This window comes from Pseudomonas sp. GM24 (genome assembly GCF_000282235.1).
GTDB lineage: Bacteria > Pseudomonadota > Gammaproteobacteria > Pseudomonadales > Pseudomonadaceae > Aquipseudomonas.
Map to the genome: position 1 here is coordinate 1 of NZ_AKJR01000093.1, position 10,012 is coordinate 10,012.

The 10,012-nt window shown below is 60.8% G+C and carries 9 protein-coding genes and 1 pseudogene; 5 read left to right on the top strand and 5 right to left on the bottom strand.

Going from position 1 to position 10,012, the window contains the following annotated elements; translation table 11 throughout:
* Window positions 1-98: 98 nt before the first annotated feature.
* The 3 genes from xopAW to PMI23_RS13085 all read right to left on the bottom strand — a co-directional run bounded on the left by xopAW (window position 99) and on the right by PMI23_RS13085 (window position 2,989).
* A complete protein-coding gene (xopAW, locus tag PMI23_RS13075; protein WP_007917453.1) occupies window positions 99-956 on the bottom strand; it encodes an EF-hand domain-containing protein in 858 nt (285 codons plus the stop codon).
* A gap of 234 nt (window positions 957-1,190) precedes the next feature.
* A complete protein-coding gene (locus tag PMI23_RS13080) occupies window positions 1,191-2,240 on the bottom strand; it encodes a sensor histidine kinase (protein ID WP_007917452.1) in 1,050 nt (349 codons plus the stop codon).
* Window positions 2,240-2,989, bottom strand: coding sequence for a response regulator (locus PMI23_RS13085; protein WP_016983639.1), 750 nt, complete (start codon window positions 2,987-2,989; stop codon window positions 2,240-2,242). Before PMI23_RS13085 ends, PMI23_RS13080 begins: the two co-directional genes overlap by 1 nt.
* A 296-nt stretch (window positions 2,990-3,285) precedes the next feature.
* Between PMI23_RS13085 and pyrF the strand changes: the two genes are divergently transcribed.
* Window positions 3,286-3,984: an orotidine-5'-phosphate decarboxylase gene (pyrF, locus tag PMI23_RS13090; RefSeq protein WP_161986598.1), complete on the top strand. Its 699-nt coding sequence runs from the start codon at window positions 3,286-3,288 to the stop codon at window positions 3,982-3,984.
* Window positions 3,985-4,109: 125 nt separating this feature from the next.
* Here pyrF and PMI23_RS13095 read toward each other — a convergent pair whose 3' ends face one another.
* Both PMI23_RS13095 and PMI23_RS29765 read right to left on the bottom strand, forming a co-directional pair.
* Window positions 4,110-5,114 (bottom strand): NADP-dependent oxidoreductase, encoded by a 1,005-nt coding sequence (locus tag PMI23_RS13095; protein WP_007949865.1) that lies wholly within the window; start codon window positions 5,112-5,114, stop codon window positions 4,110-4,112.
* On the bottom strand, window positions 5,111-5,248 hold the full coding sequence (locus tag PMI23_RS29765; RefSeq protein WP_157279740.1) for a hypothetical protein: 138 nt from the start codon (window positions 5,246-5,248) through the stop codon (window positions 5,111-5,113). The genes PMI23_RS13095 and PMI23_RS29765 overlap by 4 nt, the downstream gene beginning before the upstream one ends.
* A gap of 103 nt (window positions 5,249-5,351) precedes the next feature.
* On the opposite strand from PMI23_RS29765, the gene PMI23_RS13100 reads away from it, so the two are divergent.
* From PMI23_RS13100 to PMI23_RS30295, 4 genes and pseudogenes are all read left to right on the top strand, one after another.
* A complete protein-coding gene (locus tag PMI23_RS13100; protein ID WP_007917441.1) occupies window positions 5,352-6,113 on the top strand; it encodes an SDR family oxidoreductase in 762 nt (253 codons plus the stop codon).
* A 191-nt stretch (window positions 6,114-6,304) separates the two neighbouring features.
* The gene (locus tag PMI23_RS13105; RefSeq protein WP_007917440.1) at window positions 6,305-7,705 is read left to right on the top strand and encodes an aminotransferase-like domain-containing protein; all 1,401 of its coding nucleotides are present in this window, start codon (window positions 6,305-6,307) and stop codon (window positions 7,703-7,705) included.
* A gap of 991 nt (window positions 7,706-8,696) precedes the next feature.
* A pseudogene (locus PMI23_RS30290) lies at window positions 8,697-8,921 on the top strand (HAMP domain-containing protein); the annotation flags it as partial.
* Entirely contained in the window at window positions 8,919-9,782 is an 864-nt protein-coding gene (locus PMI23_RS30295; protein WP_443200709.1) for a methyl-accepting chemotaxis protein, read from the top strand. The pseudogene PMI23_RS30290 and the gene PMI23_RS30295, both read left to right, overlap by 3 nt.
* Window positions 9,783-10,012 lie beyond the last annotated feature (230 nt).

Sequence of the window (10,012 nt, forward strand, 5' to 3'; positions counted from 1 at the left end):
GGCGTAGCTCTCCCAAACACCTCGATCAGTCCCCTCTCCCACGGGAGAGGGCTAGGGTGAGGGGCTTTTGATTGTCCGTGGCAAATAATGGCGTCGACTCAAGTCGCCACATTCAAATACTTGCCCACCGACGCCGTTTTTTCCAGCGAGTACTGTTTGCTCAGATTGGCAATCATGCGGTTCAGCGCTTCAGTGGTGCTCTGGGTCGAAGCGGTCTGTTCTTCCTCCGGTCGTTCTCTCCCAGCCTGTAACGCCGCTTTCAGTTCATCACTGCTCACGCCGCCGCTGCTGTCGCTATCGAGCACCTTGAGCAGCGCGGCGCTGGTGTCGGTGCTGGTCGTTGCGGTGCTGTTGTTGCTGGTTTGCAATGCGCTGCTGAGTTCTGTCGCGGTCACGCTGCCGTCGCCATCGGCGTCGAGTTGGCTGAACAGTTCGTCGCTGTTGATTTGTGGTGGCGGAGGCGGCGGAGGGGTCAGGCTGGCGGTGAGTTCGTCCTGGCTGACGGTGCCGTCCTTGTTCTTGTCCAGGGCGGAGAAGATTTCGTTGCTGTCGGCGCTGCTGCCGGCGCTGGTCAGGCCGCTGCTCAGTTCGTCGCTGCTGATGGCGCCGTCGCCATCGGTGTCGAGGGCGCTGATCAGGGCGTCGGCGAGATCGGTGTCCGGAGCTTGATCGTGTGGCGGTGGCGGAGGCGGCGCCATGGCGGTCATTTCTTCGGCGCTGAGGCTGCCGCTGGCGTCGCTGTCCAGATCACCGAACTGTTTGCTCAGGTTGACCAGCAGGCCGTCGTCGGACTTCTGCGACAGGGCGCTTTTCAGTTCGTCCTGATCCACTGCGCCGTCGCTGTTGCTGTCGAGTTTGGCGAACAGTTCTTTTTGCAGTTGCTGGCTGCGCGCGTTTTGCGTGGAGGTGCTGCTGGTGCTGGTATAGCTTGTGTAGTTGCTGACGCTACCGATCATCGGACTCACTCCCTGGAATGGCAAACCGGTGGGTGTACCGGCTTATGCAGCCTCAGGGCGCAAGTTGTCGGGGGTATGTGGGGTTTGTACCGGTGGGTACACACGGCAGAATGAACACCGCCGAACTCTGTGGGAGCGAGCTTGCTCGGGAAGAGGCCGGTACATCCAAAAGAGATGTTGGATCAGTTGACGCCTTCGCGAGCAGGCTCGCTCCCACATTGGACGGTGGTGTTTTCAGGTGCGCGGCAGGCGAATGATGGCGGTAAGGCCGCCGCCCGGGGTTTCTTCGAGATTGAGCTGCCCACCCAGACGCAGCGCCGCTTCGCGGGCAATGGTCATACCCAGCCCGACGCCGCCGGAGTTGCGATTGCGCGAGCCTTCCAGGCGATAGAACGGTTCAAAAACTGCTTCACGCATGTCCTCGGCAATCCCCGGGCCGTGGTCGATCACGCGGATCAGCAGTTGTTCGCGCTGATCCTGCAGTTCAATCCGCGCCTGCCCGGCGTAACGCAGGGCGTTGTCCATGAGGTTGTTGATGCACGAACGCAGCGCCATCGGCTGCACCGGCAACGGCGCGCAGTGGCCGCTGACCTGCACGTCGGCGCCCTGGTCCTGAGCGTTTTCGCACAGCGATTCGACCAGCGCCTGCACATCCATCAACTGCAAGGCTTCGCTGGTGCGCTGTTCGTGCAGGTAGGTGAGGGTGGCGTCGAGCATGCCGATCATGTCGTCCAGGTCCTGACGCATCTGGCCTTGCAGCTTTTCATCGCTGATGTTTTCCAAGCGCAGTTTCAGGCGTGACAGTGGTGTGCGCAGGTCGTGGGACACGGCACCGAGCATTCGTGCGCGCTGCTGCACCTGTTCGCGAATGCGCCGCTGCATCAGGTTGAAGGTGTAGGCGGCTTGTCGTGCTTCCCGTGGGCCGGACTCGTCGAGTGGCGGGCTGTCGAGGTCTTCGCTGAGGCGTTCGGCGGCGTTGCTCAGGCGCTGGATCGGGCGACTGAGCAGTTTGGCGCCGTACCAGGCCGCGATCATCAGCGTGATGAACTGAAAGGTCAGTGGCACCACCGGGCCACCAAACCACGGACGCGGTGGCCGTGGCGGGTAGCGCGGGTCTTGCGCCATTGCTTGGCCGTTGGCGCCTTGGGAGAACTCCGGAGGCGGCGGAGGCGGAGGCGGGCCGTAGAGACGGAACCAGGTGAAAGCCAGCAGGTGCGCGAGGACGATCGCCACGAACAGCACGCCAAACAGGCGCCCGAACAGCGTGTCGAAGCGCGCCCGCATCAGCCGATGTCTCGCGCGTCGAACAGGTAACCCTCACCGCGCACGGTTTTGATCAACTGTGGGGCTTTCGGGTCATCGCCGAGTTTCTGCCGCAGGCGCGAGACCAGCAAATCAATGCTGCGGTCGAAGGCTTCGATCGAGCGACCGCGGGCTGCGTCGAGCAATTGCTCGCGGCTGAGCACTCGGCGCGGACGTTCGATAAACACCCACAGCAGGCGAAATTCGGCGTTGGACAGCGGCACCACCAGACCATCGTCGGCGATCAATTGGCGCAGGACGCTGTTCAGGCGCCAGTTGTCGAAACGAATGTTGGCGCGTTGTTCGGTGCGGTCGTCACGCACCCGGCGCAGAATGGTCTGGATGCGCGCGACCAGTTCGCGCGGTTCGAACGGTTTGGCCATGTAGTCGTCGGCGCCCAGTTCCAGGCCGATGATGCGGTCGGTCGGTTCGCAGCGAGCGGTGAGCATGAGGATCGGGATGTCCGATTCAGCGCGCAGCCAGCGGCACAGCGACAAGCCGTCTTCGCCGGGCAGCATCAGGTCCAGCACGACGACATCGAAATGCTCGGCCAGCAGCGCCTGACGCATCGCCGCACCGTCGGTGACGCCGCTGGCGTGGATGTTGAAGCGGGCGAGGTAATCGATCATCAGCTCGCGAATCGGCACGTCATCGTCGACGATCAGCGCGCGAATGCTCCAGCGCTTGTCGTCTTTAGGCTCATCCGTCGCGGTCATTTGGGTGTTGTGCATGAGGCTGTTCATCTGCCAGTAGGCCGCGAACCACAAAAGATGGGCTGCGAGGTGGTGGTTTCAGCATAGGCGTCCAGCCGCGAGGCGGGAAGTGCTGATGTAAGGACTTGTTGCGGCTGGCGAGGCTAGCGCGGATGCTTGTTGCTGGCGTGTCGGCTGTGTATCGGAGTCGACACAATAGCAGCGAGCGCTATGCTGATCACGGTTGGTGCGACGATTTACCGATCATCGGGTGCCGCGCCGCTGCCGGTTCCGCTACAATGCGCGCCGATTTCGACCTGCCTGAGAGCCCATTCATGTCCGCCTGCCAGACTCCTATCATCGTCGCCCTGGATTTCCCTACCCGTGACGCCGCACTGAAGCTGGCCGACCAGTTGGACCCGAAACTGTGCCGGGTCAAAGTGGGCAAGGAACTGTTCACCAGTTGCGCCGCCGAAATTGTCGGCACCCTGCGTGACAAGGGTTTTGAAGTATTCCTCGACCTGAAATTCCATGACATTCCCAACACCACCGCGATGGCCGTGAAAGCCGCCGCCGAGATGGGCGTGTGGATGGTCAACGTGCATTGCTCCGGTGGTATGCGCATGATGGCCGCTTGCCGTGAAGAGCTGGACAAGCGCAGCGGCCCGCAGCCGTTGCTGATCGGCGTGACCGTGCTGACCAGCATGGAGCGTGAAGATCTGGCCGGTATCGGTCTGGATATCGAACCGCAGGAACAAGTGCTGCGTCTGGCTGCACTGGCCGAGAAGGCTGGCATGGACGGTCTGGTGTGCTCGGCGCTGGAAGCCACGGCACTGAAAACCGCGCATCCGTCGCTGCAACTGGTGACCCCGGGGATTCGTCCGGCGGGCAGCGCGCAGGACGATCAGCGCCGCATTCTGACCCCGCGTCAGGCGCTGGATGCCGGTTCCGATTATCTGGTGATTGGCCGTCCGATCAGCCAGGCGGCGGATCCGGCCAAGGCGTTGGCTTCGGTTGTAGCCGAAATCGCCTGATCAGACACCGCGAAACCCTGTAGGAGTTAGCCTGCTCGCGATAGCGGTGTGTCAAACAACGTTAATGTTGACTGACACACCGCTATCGCGAGCAGGCTCACTCCTACCTTTGTTTTGTGGTGGGCTTAAACCTTCAACACCAACTTGCCGAAGTTCTCGCCGCTGAACAATTTCATCAGCGTCTCCGGGAACGTCTCCAGGCCTTCGACGATATCTTCCTTGCTCTTGAGCTGCCCCTTGGCCATCCAGCCGGCCATTTCCTGCGCGGCGCTGGCGTATTGCGCGGCATAGTCCATCACCACAAAACCTTCCATCCGCGCGCGATTGACCAGCAGCGACAGGTAGTTGGCCGGGCCTTTGACCGCTTCCTTGTTGTTGTACTGGCTGATCGCGCCGCAGATCACCACGCGCGCTTTCATGTTAAGACGACTCAACACCGCATCGAGGATGTCGCCGCCAACGTTGTCGAAATAGACGTCGACGCCTTTCGGGCATTCGCGTTTAAGCCCGGCTACAACGTCTTCGGACTTGTAGTCGATGGCGCCGTCGAAGCCCAGTTCATCAATGAGGAATTTGCACTTGTCGGCACCGCCGGCAATGCCAACCACACGGCAACCTTTGATCTTGGCGATCTGCCCGGCAATGCTGCCCACTGCGCCCGCCGCACCGGACAGCACAACGGTGTCGCCGGCCTTCGGTGCACCGACATCCAGCAGGGCGAAATAGGCGGTCATGCCAGTCATGCCCAGTGCCGACAGATACACCGGCAGCGGTGCCAGTTTCGGATCGACTTTGTAGAAACCTCTTGGCTCACCGAGGAAATAATCCTGCACGCCAATGGCGCCGTTGACGTAGTCCCCGACGGTAAAGCCCGGATTGTTCGAAGCAACGACTTTGCCTACACCCAACGCGCGCATGACTTCGCCGATACCGACCGGCGGGATGTAGGACTTGCCTTCGTTCATCCAGCCACGCATGGCCGGGTCGAGGGACAGGTATTCGTTCTTGACCAGAATCTGCCCCGCCGCCGGTTCACCCACCGGGACTTCCTGATAGGTGAAGGTCTCGCGGGTTGCCGCGCCCACCGGGCGTTTGGCGAGCAGGAACTGGCGATTGGTCTGGTTGGTCATGACAGGCACTCGAACGGAATGAAGCTTTGTTGATAGACCTTCGCCGGCATTGGCGCAAGGTTGGCTGATGCGGCGAATGCACGCCGATCCAGTGCAGTGATGATCACCGGGTTGGTTTTATCACTGCAACGCATGGGCACATAAACAGCCATTGGATAGTGCTGACGCTCGGCAGACCTCAATGGCTATGCTGCCATTCCACACATCCCCTGCATCCATCCCTTCGAGGACATAACAATGAGCATGACGTTTTCCGGTCAGGTTGCCGTAGTCACCGGCGCCGCCAACGGCATCGGCCGTGCAACCGCGCAGGCGTTCGCTGCCGAAGGCCTGAAAGTGGTGGTCGCCGACCTGGACGCGGCAGGGGGCGAGGGCACCGTTGCGCTGATTCGTACCGCTGGCGGCGAAGCGACCTTCGTGCGTTGCAACGTGACCGTCGAAAGCGAAGTGAAGAATCTGATGGACGAGGTGATCAATACCTACGGTCGTCTGGACTACGCCTTCAATAATGCCGGTATCGAAATCGAAAAAGGCAAACTCGCTGAAGGCTCGATGGATGAGTTCGACGCAATCATGGGCGTCAACGTCAAAGGCGTCTGGCTGTGCATGAAGTATCAACTGCCATTGTTGCTGGCGCAGGGCGGCGGGGCGATCGTCAATACTGCCTCGGTGGCGGGACTGGGCGCGGCGCCGAAGATGAGCATCTACGCGGCGTCCAAGCATGCGGTGATTGGCTTGACCAAATCGGCAGCCATTGAGTACGCGAAAAAGAAAATCCGCGTCAACGCTGTGTGTCCGGCGGTGATCGATACCGACATGTTTCGCCGCGCTTATGAGGCTGATCCGAAGAAGGGCGAATTCGCCAACGCGATGCACCCGGTCGGTCGCATCGGCAAGGTCGAGGAAATTGCCAGCGCTGTGTTGTACCTGTGCAGCGACGGTGCCGCCTTCACCACGGGCCACTCTCTGGCAGTGGATGGCGGCGTCACCGCTTTCTGAATAAAGCGCCAGAAAAAACAGCCCGCATTCATTGCGGGCTTTTTTGTGGGTCACGGTCAGTTCCGTGAAGTCCCTTAAACAATGTGTATCAAACGGTTAGAACGGTCGCTTTTGGCGGCGTTGTCGCACAGCCTGTCCGGCGCGGCTGTGATTTACTGCCGCCAGCAAAACGGACAGGAGTTTGCTTGCTCATGGAATTGAGAATTGATCGACAGGCAATGGTGCCGGTCGTGCAGCAGATTGTTGACGGACTGACCGAGTGGATCCTGCAAAATGGCGTACCGCCGGCCACTCGGTTGCCCTCCGTGAGGCAAATCGCCCGGGGTAATCTGCTCAGCCAGTCGTGTGTGGTCGAGGCCTGTGAGCGTCTGGTATCGCAGGGCGTTCTAAGCACCTGCCAAGGCACCGGATTCATCGTCGCCGCCTCGCCGTCGACACTGGGCGCAGAGGATGAACTGGCGCTGTTCGGGGGGAGGTATGCCTGGTGCGATGCAGTGTGCGAGACGGCCGGTGGCTTGAAGCTGGGTGCTGGTGGTCTGCCGCAAAGCTGGCGCGAGCCTGACGACCTCAGCTATGCGCTGCGCGAGGTGGCGCGCACCGATATGGCCAGTCTGTTCAACTACAGCACACCCTTTGGGCTTCCAGCGTTGCGCGAGCAGATCGTCAAGCGCCTGAAGCTGCTCAATATCGAGGCCCGCAGTGCGCAGTTGCTGAGTACCTGCGGTGCCAGCCATGCGCTGGATCTGATCGTGCGTACCTTGTTCAAGTCAGGAGACTGCGTGGTGGTCGAAACGCCCGGTTACGCGCCGCTGTTTGATCTGCTGCGTCTGCATGGCGTGCACATGCTCGAGGTGCGTCGTACCCCGAACGGGCCGCATATCGAAGCGCTCGAGGCTGTGCTGCAACAGTTTCGCCCCGGCGCATTGTTCATCAACAGCCATCATCACAACCCTACCGGTACTTGCCTGTCGCCGAGCGTTGCGCAACGCATCCTGCAACTGAGCAAGACCTACGATCTGCGCGTGATTGAAGACGACGTCTATGCGGACTTGCACACGGACAACGGCACACGACTGGCGGCGCAGGACCATGAGGGGCGCGTCATTTACGTGGGCAGCTTTTCCAAGACACTGAGCAGCTCGTTGCGGGTCGGGTTCGTCTTCGCCGACAGCGAAATCGTCAGACGGCTGGCGCAGGTCAAGATGATCAGTGGTTTGGGGGTGTCGAGGTTTTCCGAAGCGGTGCTGGCCAGTCTGATGGTCAGTGGCGCTTACCGCAAACTGGTGCAGCGTCAGCGTCAACGTTTGAATGCCGATCGCGCCGCCGCGCTGCAGGCGCTGGAGGACGCTGATTGGGAGGTGTTCGGCAAACCTGCGGGTGGGCTTTTCATTTGGGCGCGCTCGCGCATGACCGATCAGGTTCGAGTGCGTCGTCATGCTCAACGCTGCGGCGTGCTGCTGTCAGCGCCTGACGCGTTCAGTCCCAGTGGTGAGTCGGGCGACTGGCTGCGCATCAACGTTACCTATGCATGCGATCCACGCGCTCGGCAGTTTTTCCGCCACACCGGTTCGGATCGACCTCAAGTGTTCTGAAAACGACGCGGGCGTAGCTTTTTGCCATTATTCCGACGCCAGAGACTTGTGTCGGTGGATGGCCGTTGCGACTCTTCGCTCTACTGACAATGGCAGGGGACTACGCGCAATGATTTCGGCCATGCAAGGACGTTTTGCCAACCTCGGTATGGCGAAAAAACTGGGTATCGGGTTTGTGCTGGTTTTGCTCCTGACTGCGCTGGTGGCGGCCATTGGCGTCTGGTCCCTGCAAACCATCAGTCAGCGTTTCGACGGGCTGAAACAGATGTCCTCGCTCAACAGTGGCCTGCTCAACGTGCGCCTGCTCGAGCAGGAATACGCTTTGCGAGGCAATCCGAAGACCGCCGATGCGCTGCGTAAGGGCGTCGACGAACTGGTCGTTCTGGCTGATCAGCTCAAGACGCAGTCGGCGGCGAACGTGCCGGTCATGAATGATGTGCAGCAGTCGCTGGGAGCCTATCGAAAGGCGTTCGATGAATTTGTGTCGTTGACTCAGGCCAAGGACCTGGCACTGGAAATGGCCAGTTGGTCGGTGTCCAGTGTGGCCAACAACCTCGACGTATTGCAGGCCGGGCTTGCCGACGACGGTGCATATACCTTGAAGGACACCGAGGGCAAGGACGGCGCGCAATTCATCGAGCAGGCCAGTCAGGTCAGTCAGGTCTCCCGGCTGATGCTGCAAGCGATGAACGAAGCGCGGATTCGTCTGGATCAAAGCCGCAAGGGTGATGCCGACGGTGCCGGCAAGGGCAATATCGAACAGGCCGCACAGGCCCAGGCCCAGGCCGAAGAACTGAAAACCACGGTCAAGGACGAAGGCTATCTGACCGTGCTCAACGAAGTCTCCGGGCATATCGCCGGTTTCAACGACAAGCTCGCCGAATACACCGGATTGCTCGCGCAGGAAAAAACCGTCTACGAGCAATTGCACCAGCGTGCCGACCAAGTGGTCGAGCGGGTCAACCAGGCGTATGTCGCTGAAGACGGTGCGATGCAGGCGGAACTGAAGAAAAATTCGCTGCTGATCATTGGTTCATCGGCGCTGGCGTTGTTGGTCGGCTTGTTCGCGGCGTGGCTGATCACCCGACTGATTGTCGCGCCATTGCGCAGCGTGATTCAGGTCGCGCAACAGATTGCCGCCGGCGACTTGAGTGCGACCGTGGAAGTGACCCGCCGTGACGAGATCGGCCAGTTGATGCTGGCGATGCAACAGATGGGGGCGGGGCTGAGCACGATTGTCAGCGGCTTGCAGGCTGGGATCGAACAATTGGCCAGTTCGGCGCAATCGTTGTCGGCGGTCACCGAGCAGACCAACCTTGAGGTCAGCAGCCAGAAGGAAGAAACCGAGCAGGTCGCCACGGCGATGAACCAGATGACCACCACCGTGCATGACGTTGCACGCAATGCCGAAGAGGCGGCGGTGGCCGCGCAAACGGCGGATGACAAGGTCGAAAGCGGGCAGCAAGTGGTGCGCCAGAGCATGGCCCGCATCGAGCAATTGGCTGATTCGGCGACGTCGGCCAGTTCCAGCATCGAAAGCCTGAGTGCGGAAATCCAGAATATCGGCACGGTGCTGGAGGTGATCAAGAGTGTCGCCGAACAGACCAATCTATTGGCGTTGAATGCCGCGATCGAGGCGGCGCGGGCCGGGGAGCAGGGCAGGGGCTTTGCGGTGGTGGCCGATGAGGTGCGTGCTTTGGCTCGGCGCACGCAGCAATCGACCGAGGAAATTGAGCGACTGGTGAGTGCATTGCGCTCGGCGGCGCATTCGTCGGTGCAGCAGATTCAGAGTAGCGGCGAGTTGGTGAAGCTGGCGGTGAGTGATGCCTTGCAGACCGAGAGTGCGCTGGGGAGTATTGCGGCGGCGGTGTCGTTGATTCAGCAGATGAATCAGCAGATTGCGGCGGCGGCCGAGGAGCAGAGTTCGGTGGCGGAGGAGATCAATCGCAGTGTGACGAGTATTCGTGCGAGTGCGGATCAGTCGTCGATCGCGATGCGCGGGAATGCGGCTTCGAGTGTTGAGCTGGCGCAGTTGGGGAGTGAGTTGCGCGGGATGGTTGGGCATTTTCGGCTTTGACGCTTTGGGCTTGGCGGCCTTTGGGCCGACCAGGCTCTTGGGGTTTTTGGGGGATATCCGTTGTTGCGGGTGTTGCTGATTAGGGTTCCGCCCTTACGGCGGGTCACTTTTGGCAAACGCCCAAAAAGTAACCAAAAGGCCTGCGCCCTGACGTGCGGCCCGCTCGCTGGGGCTCGGGGTTCCTTCGCTCCGGGATCGATCCGGGCGCAGCGCCTACGGTTTGCTTCGCT

Excerpts from the sequence above, each read along its gene's own strand:
- xopAW (WP_007917453.1), bottom strand. The coding sequence starts at position 956 with ATGATCGGTAGCGTCAGCAACTACACAAGCTATACCAGCACCAGCAGC.
- PMI23_RS13080 (WP_007917452.1), bottom strand. The coding sequence starts at position 2,240 with ATGCGGGCGCGCTTCGACACGCTGTTCGGGCGCCTGTTTGGCGTGCTG.
- PMI23_RS13085 (WP_016983639.1), bottom strand. The coding sequence starts at position 2,989 with ATGCACAACACCCAAATGACCGCGACGGATGAGCCTAAAGACGACAAG.
- pyrF (WP_161986598.1), top strand. The coding sequence starts at position 3,286 with ATGTCCGCCTGCCAGACTCCTATCATCGTCGCCCTGGATTTCCCTACC.
- PMI23_RS13095 (WP_007949865.1), bottom strand. The coding sequence starts at position 5,114 with ATGACCAACCAGACCAATCGCCAGTTCCTGCTCGCCAAACGCCCGGTG.
- PMI23_RS29765 (WP_157279740.1), bottom strand. The coding sequence starts at position 5,248 with ATGCGTTGCAGTGATAAAACCAACCCGGTGATCATCACTGCACTGGAT.
- PMI23_RS13100 (WP_007917441.1), top strand. The coding sequence starts at position 5,352 with ATGAGCATGACGTTTTCCGGTCAGGTTGCCGTAGTCACCGGCGCCGCC.
- PMI23_RS13105 (WP_007917440.1), top strand. The coding sequence starts at position 6,305 with ATGGAATTGAGAATTGATCGACAGGCAATGGTGCCGGTCGTGCAGCAG.
- PMI23_RS30295 (WP_443200709.1), top strand. The coding sequence starts at position 8,919 with ATGGGGGCGGGGCTGAGCACGATTGTCAGCGGCTTGCAGGCTGGGATC.